The 17,355-nt window shown below is 68.1% G+C and carries 2 protein-coding genes; both read right to left on the reverse strand.

The genetic code is table 11. The features are described from left to right. Positions 1–12: 12 nt before the first annotated feature. A complete protein-coding gene (locus ACFQ0E_RS15920; RefSeq protein ID WP_386825501.1) occupies positions 13–4,116 on the reverse strand; it encodes an SDR family NAD(P)-dependent oxidoreductase in 4,104 nt (1,367 codons plus the stop codon). After that, entirely contained in the window at positions 4,113–17,282 is a 13,170-nt protein-coding gene (locus ACFQ0E_RS15925; RefSeq protein ID WP_386825503.1) for an SDR family NAD(P)-dependent oxidoreductase, read from the reverse strand. The genes ACFQ0E_RS15920 and ACFQ0E_RS15925 overlap by 4 nt, the downstream gene beginning before the upstream one ends. Positions 17,283–17,355 lie beyond the last annotated feature (73 nt).

Raw genomic sequence — 17,355 nt, forward strand, 5'->3', positions numbered from 1 at the left:
TCGCGATCCCGTTCAGACATCCGGATCGTCGTGGAGCAGCACCCGCCAATCCATCTTCGCGCCCTTGACCCACAGTTCCGCGATCTTCTCGATCTCGCCGGTCTCGACGAGGCGACGGATGAACTCCTGCCCGGCCTGGGTGTCGCCGATGTCGAGCTTGTCGCCGGTCCCGCTGCGCACCGAGCCCCGGAAGACCTTGCGGTGATAGAAGTTGTCCCTGTCCTGCAAGAAACCCTGCAGCAGTTCCTCGAACTCGTCGATCGAGCGGACGACGAAGGCCACCCGCTCCTGCATCTCGATCCTGCCGGTCTGCAGCGTGCCGGCGATGCGGCGCAGGGTCTCGTCGCTGCGGTCCGTCCTGGCCAGGAACGCCGGATACGCCTCCAGCGTCGCTTGCAGCTGGTCCGCATTGCGCGCAGAGAAGACCAGCAGCTGCGGCGCCTCGACATCGCCGGCATCGGGCGCCGTGCGACGATCGATGTACTCCTCGATGACGACATGGGCGTTGACGCCGCCGAAGCCGAAGCTGCTGACGCCGCCGATGCGCGTCTGCCCGTCCGGCACGTCCCAGTCCACGGCCTGCTGCGCGATGCGGTACGGCGTGCGGCGCAGGTCGATCAGCGGGCTGATGGTGTCGCAGTGCAGGCTTCGCGCGATCCTGCGGTGGCGGATCTGCAGGATGACCTTGATCAGGCCGACCACGCCCGCGCCGTATTCGAGGTGGCCGATGTTGGACTTGATGCTGCCGAGGTAGCAAGGCAAGGAAGCCTGTTTCTCGACGGCGGCATCGGTGTCCATCAGCTCTTTCGCCACCGACTTGAGGCCACTGATCTCGACCGGATCGCCCAACTCGGTGCCGGTGCCGTGGCATTCGATGTAGCCCATGCGCTGGAAGTCGATGCCGGCGTCCTGGATCGCGCGGCGGATGACCGCCGCCTGCGCGTTCGGGTTCGGGGCGGTCAGCGAGGTGGTGCGACCGCCGTGATTCTCGGCAGCGCCCTTGATCACCGCATAGATGTCGTCGCCGTCGCGCTCGGCCGCACGCAGCGACTTGAGCATCAGCATCGCCACGCCTTCGCCGCGCACGTAGCCGTTGGCCTTGTCGGAGAAGGTCTTGCATCGACCGTCCTCGCAGAGCATGCCGGACTTGGTGAAGCTGATGTACACGTCGGGCGCGAGCAGCGCGTTGACGCCGCCGATGATCGCGGTCTGGCAATGCCCGGCGCGGATCGCTTCGATCGCGCGGTGCACCGCGACCAGCGAACTGCTGCACGCGGTGTCGATGGGATTGCTCGGACCGTGCCAGTCCATGTAGTAGCTGATGCGGTTCGGCCCGACCGAGGACAAGCTGCCGGTGACCGAGTAGGCCTCGACCGGGAGGTGCGCCATCAGGCTGATGTAGCTGGTGGGGCCGCAGCCCATGAAGATCGCGGTGTCGCTGCCCTTCAGGGTGTCGCCGCCGTAGCCGGCGTCTTCGAGGCATTCCCAGACCGACTGCAGCATCAGCCGCTGTTCCGGACTCATGTACATCGCTTCCGCCGGCGAGATGCCGAAAAACAGCGGATCGAATTCCTTCATGCCGCTGATGAACGAGCCCCAGCGGCTCACGCCCGGGTAATCGCGCCAGTCCCAGCGGTCCGCCGGGATCTCGCTGATCATGTCGCGCTCTTCGTCGAGCATCCGCCAGAACTCGTCGGGATTGTTCGCGCCGGCGATGCGGCAGCTCATCCCGATCACGGCGACGTCCTCGTCGCGATAGCTGGAGCGATTGCGGTAGGCCTCGCGGAAGCGACGCGCGAACTGCGACACCGAAGCGCCGCCGGTCTCCGGTGCGCGGGCGGATGGCTTCGCTGCCACTGCCGGCGCGGCCGAGGATGCATCGGCGGTTCTGGCGCCACCGAGCGACAGCTTGCGGGTCATTTCCGCCGCGTGGTTGTCGGCGAGGAACTGGCTGAAGCGCAGCAGGTTCGAGGCCTCGAACATCGCCGTCGGCATCAGGTTCAGGTCGTAGACGTGGTTCAGGTGCGAGACGAAGCTGGAGATCAGGATCGAGTCGAAGCCGAAATTGGTCCAGTCCTCGGTCTCGTTGATCTGGTTCGGCTTCATCTTCAGGTGCTGTGCGGCCTGCAGGCGCATTTCCTGCAGGATTTCGCGCTGCAGGCGATCGAGTTCCGCCGAGGATTGCTGCGCTTCCGGCGCAGCCACCGCTGCGGCCGGCTTCGGCGGTGCGAAAAGCGCGGCCTGCGCACTCTTCTGTCCGAACAGCGGCAGCAGGTTCGCATGCGGCGAGGCGATGGCCTGGCGCAGCGCCCTCAGTCCCTCGACGGTGGGCATCGGTTTGATCGCATAGGCGCGCGCCAGCGTTTCGCGACTGGCGTCGTCGAGCTGCATCGCGCCCTCTTCCCACAGCGGCCAGTCGATCGAAACCGAGATCCCGCGAGCCTCGCCTGCGCGCACCCGCGCCGCGCGCGCCTCGATGTACGCATCCATGTAGCCGTTGCCGGCTGCGTAGTCGAACTGGCCGGCGTTGCCGAGTGCGCCGGCAACCGATGAGAATGCGACGAACGCATCGAGCGGACAGCCGGCGGTGGCGCGGTCCACGTTCTGCAACCCCTGCACCTTGGGAGCCAGCACGCGTTCGATGGACGCATCGCTCTTTTTGACCAGGAGCGCGTCTTCGAGCAGTCCGGCGGCATGCACCACGATATCGATGCCCGGAAACTCGGCGACGATGGCCTCCAGCTCGTCGAGCCGGGCGATGTCGCAGCGGCGCTGGACCACGGTCGCGCCCAGCGCCTGCAGCGCTTCGATGGCCGCGCTCTCCGCAGCTTGGGGCGTGCGCCGACCGAGCAGGACCAGCGTGCAGCCCTTGCTGTGTTCCGCGATGTCCCGCGCGATCAGCAGACCGAGCGCACCCAAGCCACCGGTGATCAGCGCGGTGCAGCCATCCTTCCACGCGAATTCCGAGCCGATGTCGGCATCGGCATCCTGGAATTCCAGGGCCATGTACGCGTCGCCGCACTTCAGGCGGCATTCGATCTGCGAATGCTCGATCGACACGCTCTTCATCGCCGCCCACAGGCCGCGCGAGAGTCGGTCGTCGGCTCTGGTGCGCAGTTCCAGCAAGGCCGGGCCGCGCCTGTCCTGCGCCAGGGCCTGCGCCGCAGCCAGCAGCGCACGGGTCGTGGCGACGTAATCCTCGCCTGCCTCGACCACGCGCAAGGCGCGATCGTCTGCAGCCGGCGGCGTCACGACCTTCCAGACAGGGCGATGGAAGCTGAGCCTGTCCTGCTTCGCGTTGAGATCGATCTCGCGGGTCTGGAAGCCCTCGATGATCACCAGGACGCGGCCGTGTTCATCGGTCGCGGTGTAATGAAACCCGTCGGCGCGCTTGCGCGCATGCACGAACATCGTATCGACGAGCGCATCGACGACCAGCGTGCTCGTCACCGCGAACGGCACCACGTTGGCCTCCGGATTGTCGACCAGGGCGAGGCCGCTCTGGATGATGCTGTCGAGCGCACCCGCGTCCATCGCCATGCCGCGTGCCGAGGAGCCGGGCAGACGAATCTTCGAGAAGCCTTCGCTCCGGTCCGCCGAGATGAAAATGTCCTCGACGCCACGATGCGACGGGCCCAGTTCGACGCCACGATTGCGGTAGGTCTGGTAGAACGCGGCCTTCGACGGGCCGGGTGTGTTGCAGACTGCACGCAGGGCGGCCAGATCGACGTTCCGTTCGTAGCCGCGCGCGGCGAGACAGTCGGCGGTGTTCTGCACCGAGACCCGGCTCTGGAAGTGCACGCCCTGGTCGGTGATGACCTCGACGCCGAACTGGCCGGCCGCGCCCGGATAGACCCGCACGGTCACCGCGCGCTTGTCCTTCACCGTCAGCGCGTTCACGAACACGCTGTCGGAGAGCACCAGCATGGTGCCCTCTTCCGTCGGCGCCGAGGCCGCGACCGCGCCCCGTGCGATTTCCAGATAGGCCATGCCGGGCAGGATCTTCTGCCCCTGGATGATGTGGTCGGCGAGAAACGGTTCGCTGCCGTCGAAGACCGAGCGGAATTCGCCGACCGGATAGTCGTTCTGCCGGTCGATCGATGCCATGGCGTTCATGGATTCACCGCCATGGCATCACGGGAACGGTCGCTTGCGGCATCGCCCGGCGACGCTGCAGGCGGCACCAGGGCGCGGACGTAGAAATGGGTGATCTTCACGAGCGATTCGCCGCTTTCGCTGAGGATGTGGAGGTTGAACTGGAGGATGCCGGCGCTGCCCTGCGGGTCGCCGGCGCGCTCGACCAGCACATGGCACTGCGGCGTGAGGCTGCCGAGGATCTCGATCTCGTCGATCGCGAACGGCAGGTGCGGCACGCCGCCTTCGTCCGCGGCGAGCAGCGCGATGACGGTCTGCAGCGCGCCGTCGATCAGGGTCGGATGCAGGACGTACTGCTCGAAATCCCTGGCGAGCGACGGATCCAGCGAGAGCCTGGCCATGGCGCAGCCGTCGCCGATCGCGACGCTGTCGATCACCCGGAAGGTCGGGCCGTAGTCGAAGCCGAGGTTCTGGAAGATGCGGTAGTAGCGTTCGCTGTCGTGAGACTCGCCGCAGCGCTGGCGCCATGCGGACAGCGACGGCAGCGCGGCGGACTGCGATGCCTGCTGCGATGCCTGCTGCGATGCCTGCTGCGATGCGTGACCGTCGCCTGCGCGGTCGTCATCGAACAGCACGCGACCCTCGCAGTGCAGCACGATCTCCTGGTCGTCGTCGACGGTGGTGATCGCGAATTCCGCGCCGGCCATCGCACTGCCGGATTTGCTGCGCAGGCCGATCTTCAGGTCCTGCGGCGGATCGGTCAGCGACAGCGGCTGCACCCAGTAGATATCGCGCAATCGACGCACGCGGCGCTGGCCGGCGATGCTGCCCGCGACGCAGGCCATTTCGAGGAAACCGGCGCCGGGGAATACCGCCTGCCCCTGGATCCGGTGGTCGCGGGCGTAGTAGCGGTCGCCGTCGAGTCCGGCGGCGAAGCGGATGCCGTCGAGCGTCGAGACATTGTGCGAAACCAGCGGATGCAGGCGCGCGGGCATGGCCACGGCCGGGGCCCGCTCGGCGGTCGCGAAATCGACCACCCAGTGGCGTTCGCGGGCGAACGGATAGACCGGCGCGGCGACGACGGGCAGCGACGCGCCTTCATCGAGTCGCGTCCAGTCGACCTTTCCGCCCTCGGTCCAGAAGGCGGCCAGCCCGGCGAGATCCCGCGAGGCGCACAGCGACTGCATGCGTTCGCGCTGCTCGCGCGTCGCATGGCCCGCGTTGCGCGGATCGATGCGACCCTGCCACAGCGCATCGCGGCCGGCGACCAGCCCCGGATCGCCGTCGAGCCAACGCTGCAGCGTGTGGCGCAGCTGCAGGGCGCTGCCGACGACCAGGGCCAGGCGTTCGGGCATGGCTTCGCGACCGACCTGCAAGGTGCGGCACAGGGCATGCACGTCGCAGTCGGGATTGAGCGCGAGGAAATCGACATGGCGCCAGGCGTATTCGCGCAGGCGCTCGGCGTTCATGGCCGACAGGACGAACAGGGCGTCGCCTTCGGTCGGAGTCGAGGCCACGTTATTCGCAACAGGCAGGTATTCCTCCAGCACCGCGCAGGCGTTGACGCCACCGGCGCCGAAGGCATTGATCAGCGCGCGGCGCGGCACGCCCGCAGGCGATTCCCAGGGCGTGAGCGACGTCTGCAGGTAGCACGGCGCCCGAGCGAAATCGATGTCGGGATTGACCGGATCGGCATGGATGCTCGGGGCGATCTGGCGGTGCCGGAACTGCATGAGGATTCGGGCGATGCCGGCGATGCTGGTCGCGGATTCGGCATGGCCGATGTTGGCCTTCAGCGAGGCGAGCGCGCAGAAACCCGTTTCGGTGGTCTGCTGCGCGAAGGCCTGGGTGATGGCGGCGACTTCCAGGCTGTCGCCCATCCTCGTGCCGGTGCCGTGGCCTTCGATGTAGCCGATCGAACGCGCCGGGACATCGGCCTGCGCCAGCGCCTGCGCGATGACCTGTGCCTGCGAGTTCGGATTCGGCGTCGCGTAACCGTTGGAGCGTCCGCTGTGGTCGTAGGCACTGCCGCGGATGACGCCGTAGATCCGGTCGCCGTCTCGCTCGGCCTGGCGCAGCGGCTTCAGCACGAGCGTGCCGACGCCTTCGCCGGGGATGAAGCCGTCGTCGCCGTCGCCGTAGCTGCGATTCCTGTCGCCGACCGCGAGCATCCGGCGGTGGCAGAACGATTGGTACTTCGCGGGATGCAGGTAGAGGTTCACGCCACCGGCCAGGGCGACCTGGCACTCGCGGCGGCGCAGGCTTTCGCAAGCCAGGTGAACCGCGACCAGCGACGAGGAGCAGGCGGTGTCGACCGGCATGCTCGGGCCCTGCAGGTCGAGCGCGTAGGAGACGCGGTTGGCGATCGACCAGGGCATCCCGCTGGGCGTGACCATGCGGCCGCGCTGCCAGGCCTCTGGCGCGAGCAGCTGGTAGGTATTGGTGGTCACGCCCACGAACACGCCGACATCGGCGCTCCTGCCCTTGGGGTGACGCTGCTTCAGGCGTTCGCGCGTGTAGCCGGCATCCTCGATCGCAGACCATGCGGACTGCAGGAAGCGACGCTCCTGCGGGTCGATGATCGCGGCCTCGGCATCGGCGATATTGAAGAAGCCCGCGTCGAACTTGTCGACATCGTCGATGAAGCCGCCCCACTTGCAGTAGATCCTGCCCTGGTCGGCATTCGCCGGATCCGGGTCGAAGAACTCGGCCTGGTTCCAGCGGTTCCCGGGCACGAGCTGGATGAGATCGGTGCCGGTGCGCAGGTGTTCCCAGAAGCTGTCGAGATCGTCCGCCTGCGGGAACTGGGCGTGCACGCCGATGATCGCGATCGGCTCGGCCTGCGCAGGTATCGCTTCGGCGACGGCAACCGGTGGCTGTGCGGCCAGCGCGACCGGCGTTTCCGCCGTCGCGAGCTGCGGCGCCACGGGCGAGGCCTCCGATGCGGCACCGACATGACGCGCCAGCGCCGCCGTGGCGTGGTCGACGAGATACGCGGCGAGGCTGGCGACGGTGTCGTATTCGTACATCAGGGTCTTCGGCAGGTCGCCGAGATCCTGTTCCAGCGTCGCATTCAGCCGGCCGATCATGATCGAGTCGAAGCCGAAGGCCTCGAAGCGTTCATCGACGTCGATCGCGTCCACCGGGATCCGGGTTTCGTCGTGGACGCGTTCGCACACGTAGCGCTTCGCCTGCGCGAGCAACGCATTGCGGTCATGCGATGCCACGTCGGAGGCGACGCTCGGCGCGACCGCATGGCTCGCAGACATCGAGGCTGCGACCATCGGCCCTGCGGGGTCGCAGTAGGCCGCGATCTTCGAGGGCTGGCCGTACAGCGCCAGCGCACGCGGCAGATCCGCGCGCAGGAGTGCGTTCCAGTAACCGATGCCGATGTCGGTCGGCAGCGCGCTGAGGCCGGTGCGTTCCTCGGTGCGCTGCAGGTCGGCGTCGGACACCTGCATGCCGCCGGCGAGCCAGTACGGCCAGCCGATCGACAGGGTCCGCCCATAGCGCTGGCGACGAGCGCGGGCGCGTTCGCGGTGTTCGGCGAAGGCGTCCATGAACGCATTGGCGTAGGCGTAATCAGTCTGGCCGACATTGCCGAAGCTGCCGGCGCCGGAGGAGAACAGCACGAACAGGTCGAGCGGTTCCTCGGCGGTGAACCGGTCCAGATGCAGGGTGCCCTGCACCTTCGGGGCCAGCACGCGGCGGAAGCGCTCGCGGTCCTTGCGGATCAGCAGCGCATCGTCGTTCACGCCGGCGCTGTGGATCACGCCGTTCAGCGCGCCGAAGCGCGCCCTGGCACCGGCGATCAGCTCGCGAGCGCGCTCGGCATCGGCGATGTCGGCCTGCAGATAGATCGCCTCGCCGCCGAGGCTCTGGAGCTGCTGCAGCGTCTCTTGTCCACGGGCATCCAGCGCCGAGCGGCCGCTCAGGACCAGACGCGCACGGTAGTGCTCGGCCAGGTGACGCGCGAACAGCAGGCCCAGGCCACCGAGCCCGCCGGTGATCAGGTACACACCGCCGTGCTTGAGGGCCACGTCGCCGTTGGCCGATGCGGCGAGCGACTGTTCGACCAACGCACGCACGCGACGCTGCGCATGCTGGCCCTCGCCCGCGCGACGGCGGACCTCGACCTGCTGCCGCGACGGCGCCTGCAACTCCTCGACGAGCGCGGTGACCGTGTCGATGGCGAGCGCTTCGAGGTCGGCGGCGGTGCCCTTGCCGCTGTCCGTGCCGGATTCCAGCGCGAGGACACGCCCCTGGTAGCGACTGCTCTCCAGCGCGAACGAGCGGTAGAACGCGGCGAGCGCCTCGCAGGCGGCGAGATTCGCACCATCATCGGCATGGAAGCTCGACAGCAGCGTGCACGGCGCCTGGCGCGTGCCGACTGCGGCCAGCGCCTTGCACAGGCCGAACAGCGCATCGACGCCGACCTGCAGCGCACGCTCGGTGGCGATGGCGTCGGCACCTTCCGGCAGGCGCGCTGCGTCGACGTTGTGGAGGACGTGGCTCGGGGTGCGGCCCGCATCGCGCAATGCGGCGAGCAGCGATTCGAACTGCGCCGGCTGCGACGGGTCGAGCACGAAACGATCCGGATCTTCCTGAACGAAGCCGGCCTCGCCCAGGCGCGCCAGCACGATCGCCTTCAGTGGCGTGGCCGGGAGCAGGCGTGCGCGGATCTGCTCGAACAGCCGATCGTCGGTGTCGAGGACCAGCAGCACGTCATCGGTGCCGAATGCGACTCGCTGCGCAGGCAGTGCGGCGTCGCGCCAGACCGGCGCGTAGCAGGTCGCACGACGCGCTTCGATCGGCTCGATCTGTGCAGTTGCGGGCAGCGCCGTCGTCGCTGTGCTCGTCGCGGATGCGGTAGCGGTCGGCTGCGGCTGCGGCCAGTAGCGTTCCTTCGCGAACGGATAGCCCGGCACGCGATGCAAGCGGCGCGGCTGGGCGTCGAGATGGTAGGCCGCCCAGTCGATCTCCGCACCTTCCACCCAGAGCGCGGCCAGCGCTGCGGACTGCACCGCGCCTTCGCGGCGGCGCAGCGCGGCAGCCTCTTCGGTCGGAATCGTTATGTCCTGGCTGCGGGCCACGGTGCCGCGCTGCCCGCCCGGCAGGCCGTCGACGAAGTCGCGCAGCTGCGACTGCAGCTCGGCGACCGTGCCGGCCACCCACGCGGCGCGTTCGCGCATCGGATCGCGACCGACCTGCAACGTGTAGGCGAGATCGCGCAGGTCGATGCCGGTCCCGGCGCGTTCGAGGAAGACGAGCAGATCCTGCGCCATGGTCCGCAGCTGGTCCGGGGTACGCGCGGACAGCGGCACCACGCAGGTCTGCGGGCCGGCGGAAGCGCGGCGCAGCGTCGGCACGTACTCCTCGATCACCAGGTGCGCGTTCGTGCCGCTGAAGCCGAAGGCGCTGACCGCCGCACGGCGTTTGCGGCCGTGGGCCGGCGCCCAGGCGTGGGCCTCGCGACTGACGTAGAACGGCGATGCGCCGAAGTCGAACAGCGCGTTTTCCTGCCTGAGATTCACGTTCGGCGCCAGCATGCCGTTGCGCAGACTCAGCAGGACCTTGTGCACGCCGGCCACGCCAGCGGCGCCGGAGGTGTGGCCGAGGTTGGTCTTGACCGCGCCCAGGGCGCAACCGTTGCGCTTGCCGCCCTGTTCCTTGAACACGGTCGACAGCGCTTCGAGTTCGATCGGATCGCCGAGCTTCGTGCCCGTGCCGTGTGTCTCGACGTAGTTGATGGTGGTGGCGTCGATGTCGTAACGGCGGTACACGTCGCGCAGCAGGTCGATCTGGCTGTTGACGCTGGGCGCGGTGATGCCGTTGGTCTTGCCGTCCTGGTTGATGCCGGAACCGATGATGACGCCGTAGATCTCGTCGCCATCGCGTTCGGCGTCGGAAAGACGTTTCAGCACCACGGTGCCCACGCCCTCGCCGGGCACGAAGCCGTCGGCGCTGTTGTCGAAGGTCTTGCACTGGCCGTCGCGCGCGAGCATGCCGGCGCGGCACATGCCGAGGTAGGACTCGGGGATCAGGTACAGGCTGACGCCGCCGGCGAGACCCATGTCGATCTCGTGGTTGAGCAGCGCCTGGCAGGCGAGGTGGATCGCCACCAGAGACGAGGAACAGGCCGTGTCGACCGGAATCGCCGGGCCCTTGAGATTCAGGTGGTAGGCGATGCGGGCGGCACCGATCGCGAAGCTGTTGGCGGTGGTCTCGACGTTGAGCGGGCTGCCCTTGGCGAGCAGGATCGAATACTCGCTGCTCATGATGCCCAGATAGACGCCGCACTTGCGGTTGCTCAGCGCGGCGCTGGAATAGCCCGCATCCTGGAAGGCGCGATAGCTTTCCTGCATGAACAGTCGATGCTGCGGATCCATGACCTCGGCCTCGGACGGCGAGATCTGGAAGAACATCGGGTCGAATTCCTCGGCGCCGTCGAGCATGCCCAGCCACTTGCAGTAGACCTTGCCGGGCTTGCCGGGCGTGGGGTCGTACCAGGCGGACACATCCCAGCGCGACGGCGGGATCTCGCGAATCGAGTTGCGGCCCTCGACCAGGTTCTGCCAGAACTGTTCGAGATTGTCGGCCCCCGGGTAGCGCCCGGACATGCCGACGATGGCGATCTTCTCCGCGATGCGTTGCGCACCCTGCGACCGCTGCACCGGCGCGGCGCTCGCGATGTCGGCCGCGACCGGCAGGCTGCGCGAACGACGACGCAGCGCGTTCTGCGCGAAAGGCAGCGTCGGCGCGAAGCCCGGCTGCGGCACGGCGACATGCATCGGCACGGTCGTCGCCGCGGGCTGCGAGGGCGCACTCGCGACCGGCACCGGCGCGCTGGGAGCGAACGGCTGCGGCACGCGATCCGGCGGCAGCTTCGCGATTTCCTCGTGCACGAAGCGCGCGAGGGCGCGCAGGTTGGCGTAGTCGTAGACCCGGGTCGCGGAGATCTCCAGACCGTACGTCTTGTTGATCGTCTTGACCCACTCCACGCCGACGATCGAATCCAGGCCGAGGTCGACGAAGGCGCTGTCGATGTCGATCGCGGACTCGTCGAGGTACAGGGCCTGCGCGAGACTGCTGCGCAGTTGTGGTTGCAGCGACTCCACGGTATGAGTACTGCGCGCCGGAACCGGCGCAGGTGTCGCGGGCGGATCGAAGCCTGGCAGATCGCGCACCAGGCTCGGCACCGAGGCAGTCGCCGGCACTGCAGCCGACGGTTGCGTGACCGTCGGCTTGGCAGTGATCGGCGAGGCGGATGCCTTCGGCAGCAGGCTTTCTACGTAGGCGCCCAGGGCCGCGAGGTTGGCGTAGTCGTAGACGCGGGTGGCGCCGATCTCGACGCCGAGTCCCTTGTTGATGTTCTTCACCCACTCGACGCCGACGATCGAATCGAGGCCGAGGTCGACGAACAGACGATCGTCGTCGATGTTCGCTTCGTCGAGATACAGGGCCTGCGCCAGCGAACGCTTGAGGAAGCCGCGCACGTCGACGCGCTCGTCCGCAGCGACCACCGGCGGCGTCACGACCGGCGTCACGGCCGGCGAGAGCACCGGCAGCGTTGCCGGCGCAGGTGCCGTGGGTGCAGCGGACGATGCCGGCAGTGCCGTCGCATCGAGCGCGGCCAGCCGCGATGCGTTCGGCTTGGGCTGATGACTGCCGACCACTGCGGGCACGTTGCCCGGTGCGGCCAGCGCGATCGCATCGGGCTTGGCCAGTCGCGGCGCAGCGATCGGTGAGGCCAGCAGCATCGCGGACGCAGCCGGCGCGACGACATCGACGCGCAGATCGGCTGCCGTGGCGTGCACGAATCCGCGCCAGCGCAGACCAACCGTGCCGTGTGCGTCGCACCAGTCCATGTCGAGTCCGGGCCTATCGCCCTCGCTCCACCGCGCCCAGATCCACATCGGCGAACCGCAGCCGGACAGCACCGTGAGCGATGCGAGATCGCGCGGCGCGAGACGGTCGAGCCCGATCAGGGACGCGAGTGCGTCGAAGACGCGATCGGCGGATGCGGGATCGAGCAGCAGGCCGGACGCGGACGACGGTTGCGTATCGGTCACGGCGATCAGCCATTCCCCTGCCCCGCTCCAGAGGCGCCAGTCGTTCGGCGCACGACGATCGGATGCGCGAGACGTCGGCCATGCCGATTCGGACATGCGCGCGGCGAGCGCGCCGAGATCGAGACGTTGATCGTTGCCTGTCGGCGCCAGTTCGCCGCTGCCCTGCACGTGCACGCAGTCGTCGCCGCTGTAGACGTCGAAATCGATGTGGCCGGCGGCGGACGGGTACAGGGTGATGTGCAGCGGACGTTCGCCGTCCGCGATGAACGGCGCGCCGAACTGCAGCGCCCCCAGTTCGATCGCAGCCGCAGCCGGCGACTCGCGCCTCGCGCAGGCCAGCGCGGCACGCGCCATTTCCAGCAGCAGCGCGGAGGACAGCCCGGCCTCGCCTGCCGCAGACGCCGGGAATACCGACGAGAACCGCAGCTGGTCGAGATCCGAGGTGTTCTCGTGCAGCAGGGGATGCAGCGCCGAGGTGCGCGGCATTGCAGGCTTGGGCCCGATGTGCGCGAACAGACCGACGGTCGGGTCGATCCAGTATTTTTCCTTCGCGAACGGATACGTCGGCAGGTGCATGCGCAGCGGCGGACGCTTGCCGTGGAACTTGCGCCAGTCGAGGTCGAGGCCCTTCGACCACAGTTCGGCCAGCCGGGCCAACTTGCGCTGGGCGATCCACTTGTCGAGGACGGCCTCGTAGTCGTCGTCGGCCACGAACAGCGCCAGCATCTCCTTGTTGGCCTTGACCTGGCCGCGATAGGCGCCAGTCGCATCGCCGTCGATGTGCGCGCTCAGGACGTCCTGCAGATGCGCGGTCGAATCGACGACGAAGGCCAGCCGCTCCTCCATCGGCTCGCGGCCGACCTGCAGCGTGTAGGCCAGCGAGGCGAGATCGATCGCACGTCCCGCGTCGGAGGCGTCCTGCAGCAGGAACAGCAGGTCGCGGACCTTCTGCATCAGCTGGTCGGGCGTGCGCGCCGACAGCGGCACGATGGCGGGTACGCCGTCGGTGGCCTGCGCCTCGGGCGCGACATATTCCTGGATCACGAAGTGCGCGTTGGCGCCGCCGGCACCGAACGAGGACAGGCCGGCGATGCGCGGCAAGCGCTTGCCGTCGATCACCGGCGTGTCCCAGTCGCGCAGGCGCTGGTTGACCTCGAATGGCGTGATTCCGAAATCGATGTTCGGATTCAGTCGCGCCGAATGCAGCGACGGCACGATCTGCCGGTGCTGCATCTGCAGCACGACCTTGGTCAGGCCCGCAATGCCGGCCGCCGACTCGCAATGACCGATGTTCGACTTCGCCGAACCGATCAGGCAGAAGCCAGTGTCCTGGGTGTGCTCGCGGAAGGCCTTCGACAGCGCCGCGATCTCGATCGGATCACCAAGCTTCGTGCCGGTACCATGCGCCTCGATATAACTCACCTGCCGCGCGTCCACGCCTGCATCGCGCAGCGCGTCTGCGATCACCGCCGCCTGCGCCTGCGGGTTCGGCACCGTATAGCCGTTGGTCTTTCCTCCATGGTTCAGCGCGCTGCCGCGAATGACTGCGTGGATCGCGTCGCCATCGCGCTCGGCGTCGGACAGGCGCTTGAGCACGACCACGCCCACGCCCTCGCCCGGGATGTAGCCATCGCCGCCTTCGCCGAAACTCTGGCAGTGACCATCGCTCGAAATGAACTGCCCCGCACTCAGCATGCTGTACTTGTCGGGATGAATGCTGAGATTGACGCCGCCGGCGAGCGCCATGTCGGTGCGACCGAGTCGCAGGTCCTGGCAGGCCAGATGGATCGCGGTCAGTGACGACGAGCACATGGTGTCGAGCGTCATGCTCGGCCCGTGCACGTTCAGGGCATAGGACACGCGGTTGGCGATGCTGGCGAGACTGCCCGAACGGTTGTACTCGCCGTACATCACGCCGACGTACACGCCGACCTGGCCCGCCAGGCCGGTGGCGCGCGGCAGGCGCAGGGCCTTGCGCGAATAGCCTGCATCCTCGATCGCCATCCAGGCGTGCTGCAGGAACAGACGCTCCTGCGGATCGATGTAGGGCGCTTCGCGCGGCGAGATGTTGAAGAACTGCGGATCGAATTCGTCGGCGCCGGAGATGAAGCCGCCCCACTTGCTGTAATGCCCGGGCTGCTCGCGATCGGTGGTGTAGTACTCCTGCCAGCGCCAGCGTTCCGCAGGGATCTCGACCACGCAGTCGCGGCCGTCCTGCAGGTTGCGCCAGAACTCGCGCAGGGTCTCCGATTCCGGATAGCGACCACTGAGGCCGACGATGGCGATCGGCTCGGAGGTCATCGACGAACCCGCCGGGCCGCGACGCACCAGCGCGCCCGGCGCGCTGGCCTTGCCGCGCAGCGCCGGCTTCGGCGCCGGGCGTGACGCGATCGATTCTGCGACCGGCGCCGGACGCTGCGCGACAGGCGCTGCCGTGGCGACCGCAGCAGGCGCGACCAGCGACTGCAGGCGTTCGCCATGCGCCTGCACGAGGTGTTCGCTGAGTGCGGCGACGGTCTGATATTCGAAGAACAGGGTCTTCGGCAGCGGACCGAAATGCTTCTCGATCTGGGCGGTGAGGTTCATCGCCAGGATCGAATTGATCCCGTAATTCTCCAGCGCCTCGTGGATGTCGATCTGGTTCGCGGCGATCTTCAGCACCGGCGCGAACTCGCGACGCAGGAAGTCACGCGCCTGCGAGAGCAGATCGCCGCTCGGCGCAACGCTCGACACGGTGCTATCCGCCGCGGCTGCAGGCGACGTATCGCGCATGGCCATGGGCGCGGGCGCATCGGTGCGCGGTGTCAGCTGCGGTGCGATGGGCGCATCGAACAGGCGGCGCAGGCGCCGGGCGTCGCCTTCGATGGCGAACAGCTGCGCATGCGTCGAGGCGAGCGCACGACGGAACACCGCGAGGCCCGACGCGCTGCGCATCGGCACCATGCCGGTCTGGGTCTGCAGCCAGCGCACGGTCTCCGGATCCGGGCGCATGCCGCCCTCGTCCCAGAGCGGCCAGTCGATCGACACGGTCCGGCCACTGCGTTCGCCCGCCGCTACGCGCGCCTCGCGGAATGCGGCGAAGGCATCGAGGAAGCCGTTCGCGGCAGCGTAATCGGCCTGACCGACGTTGCCGAACGCCGCCACGCCGGACGAGAAGAGCGCGAAGAAGTCGAGGTCCAGACTGTGCGTGGCCTCGTCCAGATGCCAGGTGCCACGGACCTTCGGCGCGAGCACGGCGGCCGCGTCCTGAACGGATTTCCGGAGGATGACATCGTCGCTGCGCGCACCGGCGCAATGCAGCACGCCACGGATCGGGCCGATCTCGCGGCCGATCGCATCGACGACCTGCGCGCACTGCGCGGCATCGTCCAGGTCGAGGCGACGGTAGTGCACGCGGTCGAACGCGGCGTTGCCGTCGAAGGCGCTGGCGAGCCGTGTGCGAAGCGCTTCGTCCTCCTGCGAACGGCCGGTGAGCACGACCTGCGCACCCTCGGCCTGCGCAAGGATCTCGCGCGCGAACAGCATGCCGAGGCCCCCCAGGCCCCCGGTGATGAGGTAGACGCCGTGTTGGCGGTACGGCGACTCGTCGGCGTCGGTGGCTGAGGTCGGCGACAGCACCGACCAGACCTGCGCTCGGCAGCCGTCCGCAGCGCAGCGCACCAGCGGGAGATGCGGCCTCGCGGCGGCTTCGGCCAGATCCGCAGCGAGTCGCTCGGACGAGGTATGCGCGTCGACGAGAACCAGTTGGGTCGACAGCGAGGGATATTCCAGCGTGGCAGTGCGCAGCATGCCGCCCAGACCGGACAGCAGCCGGCCTTCCGCACTGTCGGCGATGACACATTGCAGCAGCGTGCGATCGCTGGTCTGTCGTTTCAGCATGCCTTGCAGGCGTTCGAACACTTGCAGTGCGATGGATTCGTAGCGCCGCGCAGGGTCGTCACCGGCTGCCGACAGCAGCGCTTCGACACCCGCCTGTTGCGTCGCGAAAGCCTCATGCCCGGACAGGTCGCAGAGCAGGATGCGTACATCCGTGAACGTGGCAACGGACGCGCGTTCCACCGGCGGCAGCGACTCGCCCCATCCCGGCACCGCCACCAGGGTGTCGACCGCAGCAGCCTCCAGCGAGACGGCCGCGCTGCGGGTGTCGAAGCGACGCGCGCTGAAGCCGCGCATCTGCACGCAGAGGTTGCCGTGTTCGTCGCAGAGATCGAGGTCCAGCGTCAGCTGGGCCGCGTCGGTCGTCCCGCCATCGGCATGGCGCACGAACACATACGGTCGCGTGCCGCAGTCGCCGAGGATGCACAGCGATTCGAGCGCGAACGGCAGCATCGGGTCGCCGGGGACCACACCGCGTTCGCCCAGGCCGATCGCGGCCTGCAGGGCGCTGTCGATCAGCGACGGATGCAGGACGTACGCGGTGTTGTCCTGGCCGGCCAGGACCTCGGGCAGCGCCAGTTCACCGAGCACCTGGCCATCGCCGCTGTCGAGACGGACGATGCCGCGATGCGCGAGACCGTATTCGATGCCGATCTGCGTGTAAGTGGCGTAGACCGTGTCCGCGTCCCAGTGATCGCGCACCATCGCGGCACGCAGCTGGTCCAGATCCAAAGGCGAAGCGTCGACAGCATCGTAGAAGCGGATCCGGCCGGAGGCATGTTCGCTGCGCTGTCCGGTTCCGGTCTCGCTGAAGATCCGGAATTCGAGGCAGTCGTCGCCAGCGTCGATGTCGATCAGGATCTCGCGCGCGCCTTCCACCGCGAACGGCGAGAGCCACAGTACGTTCTCGAAGGCCAGCAACGCGCCGTCGGCCAATTCCGGGACTGCATCGACCACCGCCGCACGGGCCATCTCCAGGTAGGCCACGCCGGGCAGCACGCCGACTGCAGCGCCCGTGGGCATCCTCACGCGATGATCGCGAAGGAAGAATTCGCCGCCGCCCAGCTGCGTGCGGTAGCGCTGCTGGGTCAGGGTCGAGACGTTGCGATGCACGAGCGGATGCAGCTGCGCGGGCGATGCCCTGCGTCCGGAAAACTGCCTGATCAGCTCCAGCGCGCCGGCTTTGCCCAGACGCTTGCTTTTCAGCTCGCTTACGACGTACTCGACGAAATCCACCATGACATCCCGTTCTCTAGAGTTTCCTGGATCGCGGCTTCATGCCGCGAATCTTTGCTGCATACCGCTTGTATGA

Source organism: Lysobacter brunescens, from assembly GCF_042677005.1.
In the GTDB taxonomy this organism is placed as follows: Bacteria; Pseudomonadota; Gammaproteobacteria; order Xanthomonadales; family Xanthomonadaceae; genus Lysobacter_I; species Lysobacter_I brunescens.